This is a genomic window from Streptomyces sp. NPDC058796, assembly GCF_042745235.1.
GTDB lineage: Bacteria > Actinomycetota > Actinomycetes > Streptomycetales > Streptomycetaceae > Streptomyces.
This window is the reverse complement of sequence record NZ_JBHYOP010000011.1, coordinates 157,683-178,000: the sequence shown is the minus strand read 5'-3', so window position 1 is coordinate 178,000 and position 20,318 is coordinate 157,683. Positions and strand designations below refer to the sequence as shown.

General features: G+C 72.4%; 21 protein-coding genes. 12 read left to right on the top strand and 9 right to left on the bottom strand.

Going from position 1 to position 20,318, the window contains the following annotated elements; genetic code table 11:
* The first annotated feature begins 208 nt into the window (after positions 1-208).
* The 3 genes from ACFW47_RS26990 to ACFW47_RS26980 all read left to right on the top strand — a co-directional run bounded on the left by ACFW47_RS26990 (position 209) and on the right by ACFW47_RS26980 (position 3,082).
* A complete protein-coding gene (locus ACFW47_RS26990) occupies positions 209-1,345 on the top strand; it encodes a cellulose binding domain-containing protein (RefSeq protein ID WP_386285372.1) in 1,137 nt (378 codons plus the stop codon).
* Positions 1,346-1,467: 122 nt separating this feature from the next.
* A complete protein-coding gene (locus ACFW47_RS26985; protein WP_386285374.1) occupies positions 1,468-2,559 on the top strand; it encodes a lytic polysaccharide monooxygenase in 1,092 nt (363 codons plus the stop codon).
* A gap of 133 nt (positions 2,560-2,692) precedes the next feature.
* On the top strand, positions 2,693-3,082 hold the full coding sequence (locus ACFW47_RS26980; RefSeq protein ID WP_386285376.1) for a luciferase family protein: 390 nt from the start codon (positions 2,693-2,695) through the stop codon (positions 3,080-3,082).
* A 51-nt stretch (positions 3,083-3,133) separates the two neighbouring features.
* Here the strand turns inward: ACFW47_RS26980 and ACFW47_RS26975 are convergent, their stop codons facing one another.
* Entirely contained in the window at positions 3,134-4,726 is a 1,593-nt protein-coding gene (locus ACFW47_RS26975) for an MFS transporter (RefSeq protein ID WP_386307403.1), read from the bottom strand.
* Between the two features lie 132 nt (positions 4,727-4,858).
* A complete protein-coding gene (locus ACFW47_RS26970) occupies positions 4,859-5,332 on the bottom strand; it encodes a MarR family winged helix-turn-helix transcriptional regulator (RefSeq protein ID WP_386307402.1) in 474 nt (157 codons plus the stop codon).
* 117 nt (positions 5,333-5,449) lie between these two features.
* Between ACFW47_RS26970 and ACFW47_RS26965 the strand changes: the two genes are divergently transcribed.
* Positions 5,450-5,818 carry a DUF779 domain-containing protein gene (locus tag ACFW47_RS26965; RefSeq protein WP_386307400.1) on the top strand — a complete coding sequence of 123 codons (369 nt, stop codon included), beginning with the start codon at positions 5,450-5,452 and terminating at the stop codon, positions 5,816-5,818.
* A 36-nt stretch (positions 5,819-5,854) separates the two neighbouring features.
* On the opposite strand, the gene ACFW47_RS26960 is transcribed toward ACFW47_RS26965, so the two are convergent.
* The 6 genes from ACFW47_RS26960 to ACFW47_RS26935 all read right to left on the bottom strand — a co-directional run bounded on the left by ACFW47_RS26960 (position 5,855) and on the right by ACFW47_RS26935 (position 11,130).
* On the bottom strand, positions 5,855-6,049 hold the full coding sequence (locus ACFW47_RS26960; protein ID WP_029393786.1) for a hypothetical protein: 195 nt from the start codon (positions 6,047-6,049) through the stop codon (positions 5,855-5,857).
* Between the two features lie 102 nt (positions 6,050-6,151).
* Complete coding sequence (locus ACFW47_RS26955; protein ID WP_386307398.1) at positions 6,152-7,024, bottom strand: phosphatidylinositol-specific phospholipase C/glycerophosphodiester phosphodiesterase family protein; 873 nt, start codon at positions 7,022-7,024, stop codon at positions 6,152-6,154.
* Between the two features lie 184 nt (positions 7,025-7,208).
* A complete protein-coding gene (locus tag ACFW47_RS26950) occupies positions 7,209-8,297 on the bottom strand; it encodes an acyl-CoA dehydrogenase family protein (protein WP_386307397.1) in 1,089 nt (362 codons plus the stop codon).
* Positions 8,294-9,475 carry an acyl-CoA dehydrogenase family protein gene (locus ACFW47_RS26945; RefSeq protein WP_386285389.1) on the bottom strand — a complete coding sequence of 394 codons (1,182 nt, stop codon included), beginning with the start codon at positions 9,473-9,475 and terminating at the stop codon, positions 8,294-8,296. Before ACFW47_RS26945 ends, ACFW47_RS26950 begins: the two co-directional genes overlap by 4 nt.
* On the bottom strand, positions 9,472-10,452 hold the full coding sequence (locus tag ACFW47_RS26940; RefSeq protein ID WP_386307396.1) for an NADPH:quinone oxidoreductase family protein: 981 nt from the start codon (positions 10,450-10,452) through the stop codon (positions 9,472-9,474). The genes ACFW47_RS26945 and ACFW47_RS26940 overlap by 4 nt, the downstream gene beginning before the upstream one ends.
* A gap of 105 nt (positions 10,453-10,557) precedes the next feature.
* The gene (locus tag ACFW47_RS26935) at positions 10,558-11,130 is read right to left on the bottom strand and encodes a helix-turn-helix domain-containing protein (RefSeq protein WP_386307394.1); all 573 of its coding nucleotides are present in this window, start codon (positions 11,128-11,130) and stop codon (positions 10,558-10,560) included.
* 76 nt (positions 11,131-11,206) lie between these two features.
* On the opposite strand from ACFW47_RS26935, the gene ACFW47_RS26930 reads away from it, so the two are divergent.
* The 8 genes from ACFW47_RS26930 (at position 11,207) to ACFW47_RS26895 (ending at position 18,959) form a co-directional block, all read left to right on the top strand.
* Complete coding sequence (locus ACFW47_RS26930) at positions 11,207-12,172, top strand: NAD(P)/FAD-dependent oxidoreductase (RefSeq protein WP_386285395.1); 966 nt, start codon at positions 11,207-11,209, stop codon at positions 12,170-12,172.
* 57 nt (positions 12,173-12,229) lie between these two features.
* Complete coding sequence (locus ACFW47_RS26925; protein ID WP_386285397.1) at positions 12,230-13,768, top strand: ATP-dependent DNA ligase; 1,539 nt, start codon at positions 12,230-12,232, stop codon at positions 13,766-13,768.
* Positions 13,765-14,223, top strand: coding sequence for an NUDIX domain-containing protein (locus tag ACFW47_RS26920; RefSeq protein WP_386285399.1), 459 nt, complete (start codon positions 13,765-13,767; stop codon positions 14,221-14,223). The genes ACFW47_RS26925 and ACFW47_RS26920 overlap by 4 nt, the downstream gene beginning before the upstream one ends.
* A 97-nt stretch (positions 14,224-14,320) precedes the next feature.
* The gene (locus tag ACFW47_RS26915; RefSeq protein WP_386307392.1) at positions 14,321-15,706 is read left to right on the top strand and encodes an NADP-dependent succinic semialdehyde dehydrogenase; all 1,386 of its coding nucleotides are present in this window, start codon (positions 14,321-14,323) and stop codon (positions 15,704-15,706) included.
* Between the two features lie 25 nt (positions 15,707-15,731).
* On the top strand, positions 15,732-15,968 hold the full coding sequence (locus ACFW47_RS26910; protein WP_073731305.1) for a DUF6213 family protein: 237 nt from the start codon (positions 15,732-15,734) through the stop codon (positions 15,966-15,968).
* Positions 15,969-16,066: 98 nt separating this feature from the next.
* Entirely contained in the window at positions 16,067-17,218 is a 1,152-nt protein-coding gene (locus tag ACFW47_RS26905; RefSeq protein WP_386285721.1) for a type III polyketide synthase, read from the top strand.
* Positions 17,215-18,429 (top strand): cytochrome P450, encoded by a 1,215-nt coding sequence (locus tag ACFW47_RS26900; RefSeq protein ID WP_386307390.1) that lies wholly within the window; start codon positions 17,215-17,217, stop codon positions 18,427-18,429. The genes ACFW47_RS26905 and ACFW47_RS26900 overlap by 4 nt, the downstream gene beginning before the upstream one ends.
* Positions 18,426-18,959: a cupin domain-containing protein gene (locus ACFW47_RS26895; protein WP_386307389.1), complete on the top strand. Its 534-nt coding sequence runs from the start codon at positions 18,426-18,428 to the stop codon at positions 18,957-18,959. Before ACFW47_RS26900 ends, ACFW47_RS26895 begins: the two co-directional genes overlap by 4 nt.
* Here the strand turns inward: ACFW47_RS26895 and ACFW47_RS26890 are convergent.
* The gene (locus ACFW47_RS26890; RefSeq protein ID WP_386285408.1) at positions 18,956-20,182 is read right to left on the bottom strand and encodes an acyl-CoA dehydrogenase family protein; all 1,227 of its coding nucleotides are present in this window, start codon (positions 20,180-20,182) and stop codon (positions 18,956-18,958) included. The genes ACFW47_RS26895 and ACFW47_RS26890 overlap by 4 nt on opposite strands.
* Positions 20,183-20,318 lie beyond the last annotated feature (136 nt).

Below are 20,318 nucleotides of genomic sequence, written 5' to 3'. Positions count from 1 at the left end.
GCGCTCCCGGGTCGTTCTCGGCCGCACCTCTCCCACCTGCCCCTTCGAGATTTCTTCGACGATGCCGGTGCGCACAGTCTTGTCAGGAACATGAGTGGCTTCTACAGTCCCCTGCAACCGGTAAGTGGGAGCGCTCCCATCAGTGGGGAGTTGGGAGCGCTCCCGCGCCGGCCCCTCCATCCCCCCGCACCCTCCCGGAGAGGCCCCCATGCGACCGTTACGCCCCCAAGTCCGCCCCCTGCGCGGCGCCGCAGGAGCACTGATCGCGATCCTCGCGCTGGTCACGTCGCTCGTGACCGCGGCGGCACCGGCACAGGCGGACACCACCCTCTGCGAGCCGTTCGGGACGACGACGATCCAGGGACGGTACGTCGTCCAGAACAACCGCTGGGGCACCAGCGCGACCCAGTGCGTCACCGCCACCGACACGGGCTTCCGGGTCAGCCAGGCCGACGGCTCGGTGCCGACGAACGGGGCGCCCAAGTCGTACCCGTCCGTCTTCAACGGCTGCCACTACACCACCTGTTCGCCGGGCACCAACCTGCCCGCCCGGCTCAGCACCGTCTCCGAGGCACCGTCGAGCATCTCCTACGGCTACGTCGGCGACGCCGTCTACAACGCCTCGTACGACATCTGGCTGGACCCGACGCCCCGGACGGACGGGGTGAACCAGACCGAGATCATGATCTGGTTCAACAGGGTGGGCCCGATCCAGCCCATCGGCTCCCAGGTCGGCACGGCCACCGTGGGCGGGCGGAACTGGGAGCTGTGGACGGGCAGCAACGGGGCAAACGACGTCCTGTCCTTCGTGGCCCCTTCGGCGATCACCGACTGGAGCTTCGACGTCATGGACTTCGTCCGGGCGACCGTCGCCCGCGGACTCGCCGAGGACGACTGGTACCTGACCAGCGTCCAGGCCGGTTTCGAGCCGTGGCAGAACGGGGCCGGGCTCACCGTGAACTCCTTCTCCTCCACCGTCGAGACCGGCGGCACCCCGGGCGGCCCCGACCCCGATCCCGGTGACCCGGCGGCGTGCGAGGTGACGTACGGCACGAACGTCTGGCAGGGCGGCTTCACCACGGACGTCACCGTCCGCAACACCGGGCCGGCCGCCGTCGACGCCTGGAGGCTCGCCTTCACCCTGCCTGCCGGCCAGCGGGTCACCAACGCCTGGAACGCCTCCGTCAGCCCCGCCACGGGCGCGGTCACGGCGACCGGCGTCGGCCACAACGCCCGGATCGCCTCCGGCGGCAGCGTCACGTTCGGCTTCCAGGGCACGTACGGCGGCGCGTTCGCCGAACCGGCCGCCTTCAGCCTGAACGACACCTCCTGCTCCACGGCATAGCGTCCCGCCCCCCCCAAGAAGCCCCCTCGCCCGTCCGGCCGACCACGCCTTCCCCGGACGGGCGGGGGTTCCAACGCAGCCTCTCGACTGTCATGCCCTGATCATCAAGGACAGGAGATCCCATGGCTCGACGCAGCAGATCCCTCACCCTCGCGGCGGTACTGGCCACCTTGCTCAGCGCGCTCGGCGTGACCTTCCTGCTCGGACAGGGACGCGCCGAGGCGCACGGCGTGGCGATGATGCCCGGCTCCCGCACCTACCTGTGCCAGCTGGACGCCAAGACCGGCACCGGCGCCCTCGACCCGACCAACCCGGCCTGTCAGGCCGCGCTCGACCAGAGCGGCGGGACGGCGCTGTACAACTGGTTCGCCGTGCTCGACTCCAACGCGGGCGGGCGCGGCGCCGGTTACGTGCCGGACGGCACCCTGTGCAGCGCCGGCGACCGTTCCCCGTACGACTTCTCCGCCTACAACGCGCCGCGCGGCGACTGGCCCCGTACGCACCTGACGTCCGGTTCGACGATCCAGGTGAACTACAGCAACTGGGCGGCCCACCCCGGCGACTTCCGCGTCTACCTCACCAAGCCGGGCTGGTCGCCCACGTCCGAGCTCGGCTGGGACGACCTGGAGCTGATCCAGACGGTGACCGACCCGCCGCAGCGGGGTTCGGCCGGAGCCGACGGGGGCCACTACTACTGGGACCTGGCGCTGCCCTCGGGTCGCTCCGGTGACGCGCTGATCTTCATGCAGTGGGTGCGTTCGGACAGCCAGGAGAACTTCTTCTCCTGCTCCGACGTCGTCTTCGACGGCGGCAACGGCGAGGTGACCGGCATCCGCGGCTCTGGCGGCACACCGGAGCCGACGCCCACCCCGACGGACCCGACGACCCCGCCGCCCACCCACTCCGGCGACTGCATGGCCGTCTACAACGTGGAGAACTCCTGGAACGGCGGCTTCCAGGGCTCCGTCGAGGTGATGAACCACGGCACGGAGCCGCTGAACGGCTGGGCCGTGCGGTGGCAGCCCGGCGCCGGGACCACGCTCGGCGGGGTGTGGAACGGTTCGCTCTCCGGTGGCACCGACGGCTCGGTCACGGTGCGGAACGTGGACCACAACCGGGTGATCCCGCCGGACGGCAGCGTGACCTTCGGCTTCACCGCCACGTCCTCGGGCAACGACTTCCCGGTGGGGACGATCGGCTGCGTGCTGCCGTAGGCCGGTCCCGGGGAGGCGCCGTGCCCTTTCGCGCGGCGCCTCCCCGGGCTTCCGGCGCGCCACCCACCTCACGTGCCGGTTACAAATCGCTCAACCTCTGGTTGCGGCGCGGTGATCGCGTCACGATGGGGGCATGACTCTGGCCCAGCGCGCCCTCGAGCGGCTGCAAGCCTGGCCCGACCTCACCACGGGTCCGGCCAGTTGCGGAACCGGACGGGCCGTGCGCTCCGTCCGTGACGAGATCGTCCACTTCCACTCGGGCCGCGACGTGGACCTCCACCTGACCCACCGGGCCATCCAGCGATTCCAGTACGACCTCGGTGGTTCCAGTGCCATCCGCCTGGTCCCCGGCTCGCGTTGGGTGACGGTGCACCTGGACTGCGACGCGGACGTCGACCTGCTGCTGAGCCTGGTCAGCATCGCGCTGAAGGCACATCAGGCCCGGCCCGGGGCGGAGCCGGCCTCGGAGTGCAACTTCCGCCGTGTCACGGTGCTCCCCCGCGCCGTGGCCGGGGAGGCCTGAGAAGGCCCGACGGCGGCGCCCGCGTCGCGGCGGGCACCGCCGTTCCCGGCCTCAGTGGTCCGCCGGCCGCTCCACCCTGCGCCCGATCCCGGCCGCGGCGAGGACCGCGCCGAGCAGGCACAGCACGCCGGTGACGACCACCGCCACGTGGACGCCGTTCATGAAGGCCTGCCCGCTGCCCTCGACCACGGCGGCCCGCAGGCCGGCCGGCATGTCGCCGGAGACGGGTGCGACGCCCATCGCCACGGCGTCCTTGGCCTCCCGCATGCCGTGGGCCACCGCCGAGGGCACACCGGCCTCGGTCAGCTCGCCGGTGAGCGTGGCGCCGACCTTGCCGCTGATCAGGGAGACCAGCACGGACGTGCCGAGCGCGCCGCCGATCTGCAGCGTGGTGGCCTGCAGGCCGCCGGCGACTCCGCCGTCCCGGACGGGGGCGTTGCCGACGATGGCGTCGGAGGAGGCGGACATCACCATGCCGACACCGAGGCCGAGCGCGATGAAGGGCGGCCACATCGTGGCGTAGGAGGAGTCGGTCTGCCAGGTGAGCATGCCGAAGCAGGAGGCCGCCTGGAGCAGCATGCCCAGCGGCATGGTCAGCCGGGGGCCGAAGCGCTGGGTCAGGGCGGCGCCGAGCGGCGAGGCGACCAACGAGGCGAGGCTGAGCGGGAGGGTCCGCACGCCCGCCTCGACCGGCGTGAAGCCGCGCACGTTCTGCAAGTAGAGCATGACGAAGAAGATCACGCCGAGCATGACGAAGAAGTTCAGCGCGGTGATGATCGCACCGACGGTCAGCGCACGGCTGCGGAACAGCCGCATCGGCAGCAGGGGGTGCGCCACGCGCGTCTCGTACCGGCCGAAGACGAGCAGGAGTACGAGGCCGGCCGCGACGGAACCGAGGGTGCCGGCGGAGGTCCAGCCCCAGGTCTCGCCCTTGACCACGCCGAAGACGACGGCCAGCAGGCCGAGGGCGAGCAGGACCAGACCGGGGATGTCGAAGCGTTCCTTTCCGGCGGCGCTGCGGCTCTCCGGCAGGACGAGAAGGCCGAAGGCGATGGCGGCGACGCCGATGGGGGCGTTGATGTAGAAGACGGACTCCCAGTCGACGTGCTCCACGAGGAGACCGCCGACGATGGGGCCGAGGGCGGTCGCGACGGCGGACACCATGGCCCAGATGCCCACGGCCATGCCGAACTTCCTCGGCGGGAACACGGAGCGGAGCAGACCGAGGGTGTTGGGCATGAGCAGCCCGCCGAAGGCGCCCTGGAGGGCGCGGAAGGCGACGACGCCCTCGATGGAACCCGACAGTCCGATGGCTATCGAGGCGAGGGTGAAGCCGGCGACGCCCACCAGGTAGTAGGTGCGGCGGCCGAACCGGTCGCCGAGCTTGCCGCCGAGGATCAGGGTGGCGGCCAGCGCGAGCAGGTAGGAGTTGGTCACCCACTGCAGTTCGGCGGTCGACGCGTGCAGGTCGCTGCCGATCTCGGGGTTGGCGATGGCGACGACGGAGCCGTCGAGCTGGACCATGAACAGTCCGAAGGCGACGGCGAGCAGGGTCAGCCAGGGGTTGGACCGCAGGCGGCCGGGGACCGGTGGGGCGGTCTCGGCGGCGGACGTGGTGGGGCGATCCACGGACGTGGACGACATGGGTGGGCCTTCTCTTCCAGGAGGTGCAGGGGTGTCGCGGGCACGCGCGGGACGGCGTCCGGGAGCGCGGCGGGCCGGCCGCGGGCACGACGGTGTGCCCGCGGCCGGCGGGAGTGCCTGGACCGGGCCCGCTCAGCGGGCGGTGGGGTTCAGGTGCCGCGTCAGCGCGTCGAGGGCGTCCAGGGCGGAGCCGAGCGCGCCCTGCTGGCCCTCGGTGAGGGAGGTCAGGGCCTGACGGACGAACGCGGTCTGAAGGGCCCGGACCTCGGTCAGCCGCTCACGGGCGGTGGCCGTGAGGTGGAGGTGGGCGACCCGCTTGTCGGCGCTGTCCTGCCGGCGCTCCAGGTCGCCCTGCTCGGTGAGCTGGGAGACCAGGGCGCTGACGTTGTTCGGCTTCATCAGCAGGGCCTCGGCGGCCTCGCGCACCGTGGCGCCTTCACGCTGGGCGACGAACCGCAGCAGGGCGAGCTGCCCCTCCGGGGGCTTGGGGTGCGGGTACTGGGCGGTGACCTGTCGGTCCAGCGCCCGGTGCAGCGCGGGAAGGCATGCCGCGAGGCCGGAGGCCACACGGTCGATGTCCCGGCGGGGGGTGCTGGAGTCGGTCACCCGGACACATTAGATATGAGGAGATAGGTATGTCAAAAGAGGTAAACCCGGGGCGGCCCGCACCCGCCGGGACGCGTGCAACGCTGTCGCAACCCTCCCTGTGCTGGCATGCGGGGCATGCGCGACACATACGAGGAGACTCCCCGCGTCGAGCTCACCCCCGAGGCGGCCGCACTGCTGCGCCGGCTCCGGGAGGCGCACGGCCCGCTGATGTTCCACCAGTCCGGCGGGTGCTGCGACGGCAGCGCCCCCATGTGCTACCCGGCCGGCGAGTTCCGCACCGGCGCGGCGGACGTCCTGCTGGCCGAGCTGGACGTCGAGGGCGTCGAGGAGCCGGTGGGGTTCTGGATGTCGCGGAGCCAGTTCGAGGTGTGGAGCCACACCAGGCTGATCGTGGACGTCGTCCCGGGCCGGGGCAGCGGCTTCTCGCTGGAGGCGCCGGAGGGGGTTCGTTTCCTCGTCCGGTCGCGCGTAGTCGGCGCGTAGCCTCCCCGGGTCCGCCGCACCGCCCCGGTCCGCCCGTCACGGTCTGAGGCTGCCCACGATGTCGGCGGTGGCGGTCAGGCCGCTGCTGATGGTCGGGGCGATGCTGGTGCCGGCCAGGTAGAAGCCGAGCAGCAGGCACACCAGGGCGTGCGAGACCTTCAGCCCGCCGTTCCGCAGGAAGATCACCGCCAGGACGGACAGCAACAGCACCACAGAGATGGAAACGGCCATCGTCAACCTCCTCCGCCACGTCCACTTCGAGGCGTTCGGCCGCAAGTGTGGCGTAGCGGAGGGTTCGTCCGGGCGGCTGACCTGTCCTCCGAACGAGTGGTGTCAGAGGGCCTCGACGTCCCGGTGGGCGTCGAGGAACGCCTCGAGACCTGCGAGGTCGTCGGTGTTGAGATGGTCGACGCCCGCGGCGAGGAGTTCGCTCCACACGGCGTCGCGCGCGGGGCCCGCCAGGTCGGGCGTCGCCCAGAAGCGCACCCGCTGGCCGCGCGAGTGCGCCGCGCCGACGATGTCGCGCAGCTGGCGCCGCTCGGCCGCCGGGAAGGCGCCGACGCCCCGCCAGGTGAAGTTGAGCGTCCAGTTGTCGCTGATCAGCGGTACGAAGGAGGCCGGTGCGGAGGTGCCGAGGTCGGTGAGCCGGCCGTCGTAGAAGGCTCGGCGGGTGCGCTGGGCCTCCATGGGGGCGCGGGCCGCCCGGTCGCCGGAGACCACGGCGGTGACGGCGCCGGGGAACACCCTTCCGTGGGCGTAGGTGGTGAACAGGTGCCGGTAGCGGCGCAGGTGGCGGTCGAGTTCGAGGTAGGTGGACGCCCCCTCGGTCTTGATGTCGATCAGCAGTTGCAGGGCGCGGCGGTCCCGTCGGTAGACCCGGCCGCGGTTCGCCCGGACGCGGGCGGCGAGCGGGTCGAGGTAGAGGGACTCCAGGGTGCGGGACGGGTCGAGGTCCTCGGGGTCGTGGGCGACGAGGAGTTGGCCGCCGACCAGGTAGATGTCGGCTTCGACGCTGCCGAAGCGGTGGTCGAGGGCGTCGAGGAGGGGTCGGGGGTGCTCGTAGTCGTTGTGGGCGTGGGCGTGCCACAACGGGCGTGGTCCGTGCCTGCCTTCGCTCGCCAGCGCGGTGCCGGCGGGCAGGGCGACCGCGCCCGCGAGGGCGGCGCCGAGGGTGGTGAGGGCTCTGCGTCGGGTGGTGAGGGCCATGCTCTGCCTCCCTGGAGATGCCGTACGGGACGCCAGTGAGTATGGGCTCCCGATGCCGGTGAAGAGCAGAGCCGTGCGGGGAGTTGGCCGGACCGCCGCCGGTCGTTCACCCGGCCCACGGCGACGGGCACGGAAATGCCCGCCCCTGGCGGGACGGGCAGGACCCGGGGAGAACGGTGTGCCGTCAGGGGGCTCGCAGGTCGACCGACTCGGCCAGCGCCTCCCGGTGGGTGCCCGCCGTGCCGTAGGCGATCGAGTCGGCCTTGGCCCGCTTCAGGTGGAGGTGGACCGGGTGTTCCCACGTCATGCCGAGGCCGCCGTGCAGTTGCAGCGCCTCCTCGGCGGTGTGGACGGCGACCTGGGCCGCGTACGCCTGGGCCACGGCGACCGCCACGTCGGTGTCCGCGCCGGTCGCCAGGGCGTCGGCGGCGTTCCGGGCGGCGGCGCGCAGGCCCGCGACCTCCAGCCACAGCCGGGCGAGCCGGTGCTTGAGGGCCTGGAACCCTCCGACCTGCCGGTTGAACTGCCTGCGTTCCTTGAGGTAGCGGACCGTCTCGGTCAGCAGCCAGTCGGCGATGCCCAGTTGTTCCGAGGCGAGCAGGCCGGCACCGGCCCGCACGGCGCGGCGCACGGCCGGTCCGGCCTCGCCCAGCCGTTGCCCGGTCGCCCCGTCGAGGGACACGGCGGCCACGGGGCGGGTCTGGTCCAGGGAGACCTGCGGGGTGACGGCCACCCCTGCGTCGGCCGTGCGCACCGCGTACAGGGCCCCGTCGTCCGCGGGCACCAGCAGCACGCCGGCGAGGGCCGCGTCCGCGATCCCGGTCAACTCGCCGTGCAGGGTGCCGCCTTGGATCCGGACGTGCGAGGCGGCACCGCCGGGGGCGACGTGCAGCCCGACGGCCAGTGCGGCGACGGTCGTGGCGGAGGCCAGTTCGGTGAGGAGATCGTCGGCCTCGCAGGCCAGCAGCGCTTCGGTGGCGACGACCGCGCTGGTCAGGTACGGCACCGGGGCGACCGACCGGCCCAGCTCCTCCAGCACCACGGCCGCCTCCCGGTGGGTGGCGCCCTGGCCGCCCAGAGCCTCGGGGACCAGCAGGCCCGCGAGGCCCATCGAGTCGGCGAGCGTCTTCCACAGCGGCAGGTCGTGCGGGGTGTCCGACTCGGTGCGGGCGACGACGTCCGCCGGGGCGCAGTGGTCGGTGAGCAGGTCCCGGACGGCGGCGCGCAGCGCCTCTTCCTCCTCCGAGTAGAGCAGATCCGGCTGTGCGCTCATCGGGCGAGGTCCTTCCATGCGACGTCCTTGTCGGTGCGCGGCTCGGCGGGCAGGCCCAGCACGCGCTCGGCGACGATGTTCAGCAGGACCTCGCTGGTCCCGCCCTCGATGCTGTTGCCCTTGGAGCGGAGGTAGCGGTACCCCGCGTCGCGGCCGGTGAAGTCCACCAGTTCGGGGCGGCGCATGGTCCAGTCGTCGTACAGCAGGCCCTCCTCGCCGAGGAGTTCGACCTCCAGGCCGCTGATCTCCTGGTTGAGCCGGGCGAAGTTCAGCTTCATGCCGGCGCCCTCGGGACCCGGCTGCCCCGCCACCAGCTGCTGGCGCAGCCGCACGCCGGTGAGCCGGGCGACCTCGGCCTCGACCCACAGACCGAGCAGCCGCTGGTGCAGGTCGTGAGTGCGCAGTTCGGGGCGTTCGCGCCAGGTCGCGGCGACCTTGCCGATCATGCCGCCCTCGCGAGGGATCGCGGAGCCGCCGATGGCGACGCGCTCGTTGTTGAGCGTGGTCTGCGCGACCCGCCAGCCGTCGCCCCGCTCACCGAGGCGCATGGCGTCGGGGATGCGTACGTCGGTGAGGAAGACCTCGTTGAACTCGGCCTCACCGGTGATCTGGCGCAGCGGCCGGACCTCGACGCCGGGGTCGGTCATGTCGCACAGGAAATAGGTGATGCCCTTGTGCTTGGGCAGGTCCGGCTCGGTGCGGGCGATGAGGATGGCCCAGCGGGCGAGGTGGGCGCTGGACGTCCACACCTTCTGGCCGTTGACCACCCAGTCCTCGCCGTCGGGCACGGCCCGTGTGCCGAGCGCCGCGAGGTCGGACCCGGCGCCCGGCTCGCTGAACAGCTGGCACCAGACCTCCTCGCCGGTCCACAGCGGGCGCAGCAGGCGGCGCTTCTGCTCCTCGGTGCCGTACTGGAGGATGGTCGGGGCGGCCATGCCGAGGCCGATGCCGATGCGGCGGGGGTCGTTGTCGGGTGCGCCCGCGGCCGCCAGCTCCGCGTCGACGACGGCCTGGAGGGAGCGGGGGGCGCCGAGTCCGCCGAGGCCCTCCGGGTAATGCACCCAGGCGAGCCCGGCGTCGAAGCGGGCCCGCAGGAATTCCAGGCGCTCGGTGGTCGTGGGCGGGTGGACGGCCAGCAACTCCTGGGTACGGCGGCGCAGTTCCGCTGCGTCGGTCATGCGGCGGCTCCCTTCTCCTGCTGCTCCGGTACGACGGCCACGCGGCCGGTCGTCCTGCCGTCGGCGACGCGCTGCACGGCGTCCGCCGCGTCGGCGAGCGGCACCCGCTCGCTGACCAGCGGCTTGATCGCGCCGCGCGCGGCGAGTTCGGTGAGCTGTTCGTGGCAGTGCCGGACCAGCTTCGGGTTCTTGGTGTTGTACAGGCCCCAGTGCAGGCCGAGGATCGCGTAGTTCTTCACCAGGGCGTGGTTCAGCGCGGGGCTGGGGATCGTGCCGCTCGCGAAGCCGACGACGACGATGCGGCCCTCGAAGGCGACGGTCTTGGCGGACTGGGCGTAGGCCTGCCCGCCCACCGGGTCGTAGATCACGTCGGCGCCCCGGCCGCCGGTGGCCTCCTTGACGGCCGCGACGACGTCCTCGGCGTGCCGGTCGACGACCACGTCGCAGCCGAGCTCGCGGGCGACGGCCGCCTTCCCGGGGCCGCCGACGACACCGATGACGGTGGCGCCGGCGGCCTTGCCGAGCTGCACGGCCGCGCTGCCGACCCCTCCGGCGGCAGCGTGGACGAGCAGTGTCTCGCCGGCCTCCAGCCGGGCCCGACGGTGCAGGCCGAACCAGCCTGTCTGGTAACCGATGTGCAGGGCGGCGGCCTCGGCGTCGTCCAGGGCGTCCGGCGCGGGCAGCAGGGCCCGGGCATCAGCCAGGGCGTACTCGGCGAAGCCGCCGTGCGGCAGCGCGGGGTTGGCGAGGACGCGGCGCCCGTCCTCGGTCTCGCCGCAGATCTCCACGCCCGGCGTGAAGGGCAGCGGCGGCCTGACCTGGTACTGGCCCCGGCACATCAGCGCGTCCGGGAAGTTGATGTTGGCGGCGCGGACCCTCAGCAGGACCTGGCCCTCGCCGGGGGTCGGCGGCGCCACGTCCGCGAGGCGCATCACCTCGCCCGGCTCGCCGTTCTCGTGCACCTGCCATGCCTGCATGCGGGGCCTCCACCGACTGCGTCGTCCGACCGGTCTCCCGCATACTAAGCGGTCGCTTGCCGATCAGGGAACAGGTCGCGGGCAGCCGTGCGCCACGACCCGCCCTCACCCCTGCGCCGGGCGCGCCCGTACGTGCATCCGCTCCCCCTGCGGGCCGAACAGGCTCAGGAACTCGACCGGCCCTTCCCCCGTCGACCCGAACCAGTGCGGGACCCGGGTGTCGAACTCGGCGGCCTCCCCCGCCGACAGCACCACGTCGTGGTCGCCCAGCACGAGCCGCAGCCGGCCGGAGAGGACGTACAGCCACTCGTAACCCTCGTGGGTGCGCGGGTCCGGCTCCTCCTTGCGCCGGGGCTCCAGCACCTTGAACGCCTGGAGTCCGCCCGGCTGACGGGTCAGCGGCCAGTGGGTGCGGCCGTGCCGCACGATCGGCTTGGCGCGCACCCGCGGGTCGCCGACCGGCGGGGCGCCGACCAGCTCGTCCAGCGGCACCTGGTGGGCCTGGGCGATCGGAAGCAGCAGTTCGAGGCTCGGCTTGCGCAGCCCCGACTCCAGCCGCGACAGGGTGCTCACCGAGATGCCGGTGGCCTCGGACAACGCCGCCAGGGTCACCTCCCGCTCCTTGCGCACCTGCCGGAGCCTGGGGCCGACACCGGCGAGAACGTCGTCTGCAGTCATGCGTTTATTGCAGAACCGGCAAGTTCATTTGTCAATCCCGCGCTGTCGAGCGACCTTGTCCGTGGAGGTGGTCACCGTGACCCGCAACAAGGACCTGAACGACAGCCCGAACAACAACGACCGGTACGACGTCGTCGTCGTGGGCGGTGGCGCGGCCGGACTGTCCGCCGCCCTCGTCCTGGGCCGCTCCCGGCTGCGGACCCTCGTCGTCGACGCCGGAGAACCGCGCAACGCGCCCTCGGACCACATGCAGGGCTTCCTGACCCGGGACGGGATGGCGCCGGCGGAGTTCCTGGAGCTCGGCAGGGAGGAGGTCGCGCGCTACGGCGTGGAGCTCGTCCGCGACCGGGCGGTGGACGTGACGCGGGGCGACGGCTTCGCGGTGTCCCTGGCCGGCGGGCGGACCGTGCGGGCGCGGCGGCTGATCGTCACCACCGGACTCAAGGACGAACTGCCCGAGGTGCCCGGCGTCGCCGAGCGGTTCGGCCGGGACGTGCTGCACTGCCCGTTCTGCCACGGCTGGGAGGTGCGCGACGAGCGCTTCGGCGTGCTGGCCACGAGCCCGATGAGCGTGCACCAGGCGCTGATGGTGTCCGGCTGGTCCGACGACGTGACGCTCTTCCTGCACACGGTCGCCGACGCGGACCTGTCCGACGACGACCTGCGCCGACTCGCCGCGGCCGGGGTCAAGGTGGTGCCCGGCGAGGTCACCGGCCTGCGGATCGAGGACGACCGGCTCACCGGCGTACGGCTGACGGGCGGCACGGTGCACGACCGCTCGGTGGTGTTCGTCGCCCCGAGGGCCGTGCCGCAGACCGGGCTGATGGAGCGGCTCGGCGCCGAGCTGCAGGAGACCCCGTTCGGGGCGTACCCCGTGGTGGACCCGACGGGCCGGACCTCGGTGCCCGGCGTGTGGACCGCCGGCAACGCGATGGGCTTCGCCGAGCAGGTCGTCCACGCGGCGAGCGGCGGCTACCGCGCGGCGACGGCGGTCGTCGGCGACCTGATCATGTCGGACCTGGACGCGGCGATCGCGGAGTGAGGCGCCCGGGGCGCGTTCTCGGGTGTGGACCCGGCCTCCCCGGTGCACCATGGCTGCATGCTGCTCACCCGGCTGGCCCGAGTGTCCCGGGAGGTCGCCGCCACCTCGGCGCGGTCCCGGAAGACCGCCCTGCTCGCGGAGCTGTTCCGGGAGGCCGAGGCGGCGGACGTGCCCATCGTGATCCCCTATCTCGCGGGACGGCTCCCCCAGGGCCGGATCGGAGTCGGCTGGAAGGTGCTGAGCCGCCCGGTCGCCCCGGCCGCCGAGCCGGCCCTGACCGTGCGCGACGTGGACGCCCGGCTCACCCGGCTGGGCGCGGTGTCCGGCGCCGGTTCGCAGGCCGAGCGGTCGCGGCTGGTCGGCGAGCTGATGGGTGCGGCCACCGAGGACGAGCAGCGCTTCCTGATCGGCCTGCTCACCGGCGAGGTCCGGCAGGGCGCCCTGGACGCGGCGGCCGTCGAGGGCCTGGCGGCGGCGACCGACGCGCCCGCCGCGGACGTACGGCGGGCCGTGATGCTCGCGGGTTCGCTCCAGACGGTCGCCGAGGTCCTGCTCGCCGACGGCCCCGGCGCCCTGGACCGGTTCTCCCTCACCGTGGGCCGCCCGGTGCTGCCGATGCTGGCGCACAGTGCCTCCTCGGTCGCCGAGGCGGTGGGCAGGCTGGGCGCCTGCGCGGTCGAGGAGAAACTGGACGGCATCCGTGTCCAGGTGCACCGCGACGGCGGCTCGGTGCGGCTGTACACCCGCACCCTCGACGACATCACCGACCGGCTCCCCGAGGTGACCGCGGCCGCCCTCGAACTGCCCGGCGAGCGGTTCGTCCTCGACGGCGAGGTGATCTCCCTCGACGCGGACGGACGGCCCAGGTCCTTCCAGGAGACCGCCGGGCGGGTCGGTTCCCGCACGGACGTGGCCACGGCGGCGCGGGCGGTGCCCGTCTCCGTCGTGTTCTTCGACGCGCTCTTCGTCGACGGCCGCGACCTGCTCGACCTGCCGCTGACCGAACGGCACGCGGAACTGGCCCGGCTGGTACCCGGGCCGACGCGGGTGCGGCGCACGGTGGTGGAGGGGCCTCAGGGAGTGCCGGCCGCCGAGGAGTTCCTCGCCGGGGCGCTGGAGCGCGGCCACGAGGGCGTCGTGGCCAAAGGGCTGGACGCCCCCTACAGCGCGGGCCGGCGCGGCGCGTCCTGGCTGAAGGTGAAGCCCGTCCACACGCTGGACCTGGTGGTGCTGGCCGCCGAGTGGGGCCACGGACGCCGCACCGGCAAACTCTCCAACCTGCACCTGGGCGCCCGCACCGCCGACGGCTCCTTCGCCATGCTCGGCAAGACCTTCAAGGGCATGACCGACGCGCTGCTGGCCTGGCAGACCGGACGGCTCCAGGAGCTGACCGTCCGGGAACACCCCTGGGGCGTGACCGTACGCCCCGAACTCGTCGTCGAGATCGCCTACGACGGCCTCCAGCGCTCCACCCGCTACCCGGCCGGCGTCACCCTGCGATTCGCCCGCGTGGTCCGCTACCGCGAGGACAAACGCCCCGAGGACGCGGACACGGTGGACGCCCTGCTCGCCGCCCACCCCGGAGTGGCCCCGTGAGGCGCAGCGCGGGCCTGCTGCTGCACCGGCCCGGTACCGACGGCACCGAAGTGCTGCTCGGTCACATGGGCGGCCCCTTCCACGCCCGGCGCGACGCCGGAGCGTGGACGATCCCGAAGGGCGAGTACGGCCCGGCGGAGCCCGCGTGGGAGGCGGCCCGGCGCGAGTTCGAGGAGGAGCTGGGGCTGCCGCCGCCGGAGGGCGAGGCGGTCCCGCTCGGCGAGGTGCGGCAGGCGGGCGGCAAGGTCGTCACGGCCTGGGCCGTCGAGGCCGACCTCGACCCGGCGACGGTCGTCCCCGGCACCTTCCGCGTGGAGTGGCCGCCGCGGTCGGGCCGGACGGCGGAGTTCCCGGAGCTGGACCGGGTGGCGTGGTTCGCGCTCGCCCGGGCGCGCGAGGTGATCGTCAAGGCGCAGGCCGCGTTTCTCGACCGGCTGGCTGAGCACTCGCACTGACGAGAGTCGACCGGCGGCGACGGGCCCCGCCCGCGTTGCGGCACGCCCCGCCGCGCGCCAAGGTCGAGGCACGAACGCGCACCCCAGGAGGTCGGCCATGCCCATCGCGACGGTGAACCCGGCGAACGGCGAGACGCTCAGGACGTACGAGGCCATGGGCGAGGAGGAGATCGAGCGCCGGCTCCAGCTCGCGGAGGCCGCCTTCCGCACGTACCGGACGACGGGCTTCGACGAGCGGGCCCGGCTGATGCACCGCGCCGCCGACCTCCTGGAGGCGGACCGGGACGAGATCGGCAAGGTGATCACCACCGAGATGGGCAAGCCGGTCAAGCAGGCCCGCGCGGAGGCCGCCAAGTGCGCCAAGGCGATGCGCTGGTACGCCGACCACGCGGCGGAGCTGCTCGCCGACGAGGAGCCCGCCGAGTCCGACGTCAAGGATTCCGGCGCCTCCCGGGCCCTGGTCCGCTACCGGCCGCTCGGCCCGGTGCTCGCGGTGATGCCGTGGAACTTCCCGCTCTGGCAGGTGGTCCGGTTCGCCGCCCCCGCGCTGATGGCGGGCAACGTCGGGCTGCTCAAGCACGCCTCGAACGTGCCTCAGACGGCCCTGTACCTGGAGGACCTGTTCCACCGCGCCGGCTTCCCCGAAGGCTGCTTCCAGACCCTGCTGATCGGCTCGGCGGCCGTGGACGACGTACTGCGCGACGAGCGTGTGCGGGCCGCGACCCTGACCGGCAGCGAGCCGGCCGGCCGCGCGGTGGCCTCCACCGCCGGGGAGATGATCAAGAAGACGGTGCTGGAGCTGGGCGGCAGCGACCCGTTCGTGGTGATGCCGTCCGCAGATGTCGACCGCGCCGCCCGGGTGGCGGTGAACGCGCGCACCCAGAACGCCGGCCAGTCCTGCATCGCCGCCAAGCGGTTCATCGTGCACACCGACGTGTACGACGCCTTCGTCGCGCGCTTCACCGAGGGCATGAAGGCACTGAAGGTGGGCGACCCCATGGACGAGGAGACCGAGGTGGGCCCGCTCTCCAGCGAACAGGGCGTCGAGGACCTCGTGGGGCTGGTGGACGACGCGGTGCGCGGCGGCGCCGAGGTGCTGTGCGGAGGCGAACGCCCGGACGGACCCGGCTGGTACTACCCGCCGACCGTGCTGGCCGGCGTCACCCGCGAGATGCGCATCCACCGCGAGGAGGCCTTCGGCCCGGTCGCCACGCTGTACCGCGCGGCCGACCTGGACGAGGCGGTGCTGATCGCCAACGACACCGACTTCGGCCTCAGTTCCAACGTGTGGACCCGCGACGACGCCGACGTCGACCGCTTCGTACGGGACCTGGAGGCGGGCGGCGTGTACGTCAACGGGATGACGGCGTCCCATCCGGCGTTCCCGTTCGGCGGGGTCAAGCGGTCGGGCTACGGGCGTGAGCTGTCCGGGCACGGAATCCGCGAGTTCTGCAACATCACCACCGTATGGCACGGAGCGTGAGCCTTCCGCGACTACGATCCCCTTCGTGAACCGCGAAGTGACCCTGCCTCTGATCGTCGACGACCGCGGCACGCTCCAGGTCGCCGCGTCCGACGTGAGCAAGCTGCTGCGCACGGTGGGCGGGCGCTGGCTGCACCTGGTGGAGGCCGGCGAGGAGAGTCTGGACGAGGACACGGTCGCGGCCCTGACCATCGAACTCGCCAAGCTGGCCGACCGGATCGACGTGGCCTGCATCGCCCACAGCAGCGGCCAGTCCACCTGACGCCACGCCCGGCCGTCCCTGCCCGTTCCCCGAGACGGAGTAGCCCGGCGAGAGATCGCCGCCCCCGTGAGTGATCGTGGGTGAGCACCCCGAAAAGGGTGCGGCACTTCCCGGCCGGGGGGCGCGAGCCTTCCGCGAGGCGAAAGCAGGCACGGTACATGGCGACTTTGTGCAGACCCTCGGTGTCCGTTCCGGAGCACGTGATCACGATGGAGGAGACGCTGCAACTGGCGCGCGAGCGCCACGCCGGCCATCCCCAACTGCCGCTGGCCCTCCGGTTGATAGAGAACACCGGGGTTCGCACCCGGCACATCGTGCAGCCCATCGAGGAGACCCTGAAGCACCCCGGATTCGAGGACCGCAACCGGCTCTACGAGCGGGAGGCGAAGGCCCGGGTCCCGGCGGTGGTCCAGCGGGCCCTGGACGACGCGGAACTGCTCACCACCGACATCGACGTGATCATCTACGTGTCGTGCACGGGTTTCATGATGCCGTCGCTGACGGCGTGGCTGATCAACGAGATGGGCTTCGAGAGCACCACGCGGCAGATACCCATCGCCCAGCTCGGCTGCGCGGCCGGCGGTGCGGCCATCAACCGCGCCCACGACTTCTGCACGGCCTACCCCGAGGCCAACGCGCTGATCGTGGCCTGCGAGTTCTGCTCACTGTGCTACCAGCCCACCGACATCGGTGTGGGCTCCCTGCTCTCCAACGGCCTCTTCGGCGACGGCATCGCCGCCGCGGTGGTCCGCGGCCGGGGCGGCACCGGCGTCCGGCTGGAGCGCAACGGTTCGTACCTGATCCCCAAGACCGAAGAGTGGATCATGTACGACGTGAAGGCGACCGGCTTCCACTTCCTGTTGGACAAGCGGGTGCCGGCCACCATGGAGCCGCTCGCGCCGGCCCTGACGGACCTCGCGGGCACCCACGGGTGGGACGCCTCCGACCTGGACTTCTACGTGGTGCACGCGGGCGGGCCGCGGATCCTGGACGACCTCAGCAAGTTCCTCAAGGTCGATCCGCACGCGTTCCGGTTCAGCCGGGCCACGCTCACCGAGTACGGGAACATCGCCAGCGCCGTCGTCCTGGACGCGCTGCGCAGGCTCTTCGACGAAGGCGGCGTCCACGACCGGGCGCGCGGGCTGCTGGCCGGTTTCGGTCCGGGCATCACCGCGGAGATGTCCCTGGGGCGCTGGCAGACCTCCGACGAGCTGACCTCCGACGAGTTGCAAGGCGTGAGGCAAGCGTGACCGAAGAAGCGATCGACCGGGCCGCTCCGCCGGTCCGGGACTGGCCGGCCGTCGACCTGCCGGGCACCGACTTCGACCCCGTCCTGACCGAGCTGATGCGCGAAGGGCCCGTCACCCGGATCTCGCTGCCCAACGGCGAGGGCTGGGCGTGGCTGGTGACCCGGCACGACGACGTCCGCATGGTCACCAACGACCCCCGGTTCGGCCGCGAGGCGGTCATGGACCGGCAGGTCACCCGGCTCGCCCCGCACTTCATCCCGGCGCGCGGCGCGGTCGGCTTCCTGGACCCGCCGGACCACACCCGGCTGCGCCGCTCGGTCGCCGCCGCGTTCACGGCGCGGGGCGTCGAGCGGGTGCGCTCCCGGTCCCGTTCCATGCTCGACGAGCTCGTCGACGCCATGCTGAAGGCCGGTCCGCCGGCCGACCTGACCGAGGCGGTCCTCAGCCCCTTCCCCATCGCGGTGATCTGCGAGCTGATGGGCGTCCCGGCCGCCGACCGGCACAGCATGCACACCTGGACCCAGCTGATCCTCTCCTCGTCGCACGGCGCGGAGGTCAGCGAGCGGGCCAAGCAGGAGATGAACGACTACTTCGCCGACCTCATCGGAGTGCGGTCCGACGGCGCCGGCGAGGACGTCACCTCGCTCCTGGGCGCCGCCGTCGCCCGGGAGGAGATCACGTCGGAGGAGGCGGTCGGGCTCGCGGTCCTGCTGCAGATCGGCGGCGAGGCGGTCACCAACAACAGCGGGCAGATGTTCTACCTGCTGCTGACCCGCCGGGAACTGGCCGAACGCCTGCGCTCCGAGCCGGAGATCCGTCCGCGCGCCATCGACGAGCTGCTGCGCTGGATTCCCCATCGCAACGCGGTCGGGCTGTCCCGGATCGCCCTGGAGGACGTGGAGCTGCGAGGGGTGCGGATCCGGGCGGGCGACGCGGTCTACGTGTCGTACCTGGCGGCCAACCGGGACCCGGTAGTCTTCCCGGACCCGGACGCGATCGACTTCTCCCGCAACCCCAACCCGCACGTGTCCTTCGGCTTCGGCCCGCACTACTGCCCCGGCGGCATGCTGGCCCGCCTGGAGTCGGAGCTGCTGGTCGACACCCTGCTGGACCGGGTGCCCGGCATGAAGCTCGCGGTGCCGCCCGAGGACGTGCCCTTCAAGAAGGGGGCGTTGATCCGCGGGCCCGAGGCCCTGCCGGTGACCTGGTGAGCGCCCTCGCGGCGGCGACGGAGGGGCTGTTGGTTCCGCCGGGGCACGGGCGGGTCGTCCAGGCGCCGGCCCAGCACGTCACCTTCAAGGTGACCGGTTCGCACTCGCGCATGGCCTCGACCTTCGAGGTGATCGTGCCGCCGGGCTTCGACGTCGGCGCCCATGTGCACACCCGCAGCGAGGAACTGTTCTACGTGCTGGAGGGCGAGCTGGACGTGCTCGCCTTCGAGCCGAGGGTCCGTACGCCGGACAACTGGCAGAAGTGGGAGTCGAGTTCCGGCAACCGGGTGGTCCGCGCCACGCCGGGCACGGTCATCGTCGTACCGCCCGGGTGCCCGCACGCCTTCGCGAACCCGACGGGCGAGCCGGCCAAGGTGTTCTTCCAGGCCAGCCCGCCCCCGGACCACGAGCGCTACTTCGAGGAACTGCTGGAGATCCTCGGGGGCGGGGGCCCGCCGGACCACGCGGCGATCGAGGCGCTGCGCGCGAAGTACGACATCGAGCAGCTGACGCCGCTCAGGCACCGCTAGCGGATCGGCATACCCGCCAGCGTCCGCGCGATCACCAGCCGCTGGATCTCACTCGTCCCCTCGAAGATGGTGTAGATCGCGGAGTCCCGGTGCATCCGCTCCACCGGGTACTCCCGCGTGTAGCCGTTGCCGCCCAGGATCTGCACCGCCTGGGCGGTGACCTTCTTCGCCGTCTCGCTCGCGAACAGCTTGGACATCGACCCCTCGGCCGCCGTGAACGGCTTGCCGTTGACCGCCATCCAGGAGGCCCGCCACACCAGCAGCCGCGCCGCGTCGATGGAGGTGCGCATGTCGGCGAGCTGGAAGGCGACGCCCTGGTTGTCGATGATCGGGCGGCCGAACTGCTCACGCGTCTGGGCGTACTCCAGCGCCACCTCGTACGCGGCACGCGCGGTGCCCACCGCCATGGCGCCGACCGCCGGGCGGGACGCCTCGAACGTCGCCATCGCCGCGTTCTTGACGCGCTCGCCGCCCTTCTTGGCCTTCTCACGGGCGCGGGCCAGGCGCGCGTCCAGCTTCTCCTTGCCGCCGAGCAGGCAGGAGCCGGGGACGCGCACGTTGTCGAGGATCACCTCGGCGGTGTGCGAGGCGCGGATGCCGTGCTTCTTGAACTTCTGGCCCTGGGACAGCCCCGGGGTGTTCGGCGGGACGATGAAGGACGCGTGGCCCTTGGAGCCCAGTTCCGCGTCGACGACCGCAACGACGACGTGGACGTTGGCGATGCCGCCGTTGGTCGCCCAGGTCTTGGTGCCGTTGAGCACCCACTCGTCCTTGGCCTCGTCGTACACCGCGCGGGTGCGCATCGAGGCGACGTCGGAGCCGGCGTCGGGCTCGGAGGAGCAGAAGGCGGCGACCTTGACGTCGTTCGCGTCGCCGTACATCTGGGGGATCCAGGTGCCGATCTGCTCCTCGGTGCCGTTGGCGAGGACGCCGACGGCGGCGAGGCCGGTGCCGACGATGGACAGGGCGATGCCGGCGTCCCCCCAGAACAGCTCCTCCATCGCCATGGGGATGCCGAGGCCGGTGGGGTCGAAGTACTGCTGGGCGTAGAAGTCGAGGGAGTAGATGCCGACCTTGGCGGCCTCCTGGATGACCGGCCAGGGAGTCTCCTCACGCTCGTCCCATTCGGCGGCCGCGGGACGGATGACGTCGGCCGCGAAGCCGTGCAGCCAGTCCCGGACCTCCTTCTGTTCGTCGCTCAGCTCCATGGTGAACTCGGCCATGTCCCCTCCAGTGACGCACGTGCATGTTACTTGCGGTAACACGAGTCTGTTACCCACGGGTAAGAAAAGTCAACTCCCGCGAGCCCGTCGCCCTCCCGTCGATGTCCCACGTCCTGTGGGTGTTAGTTTGCGCAGG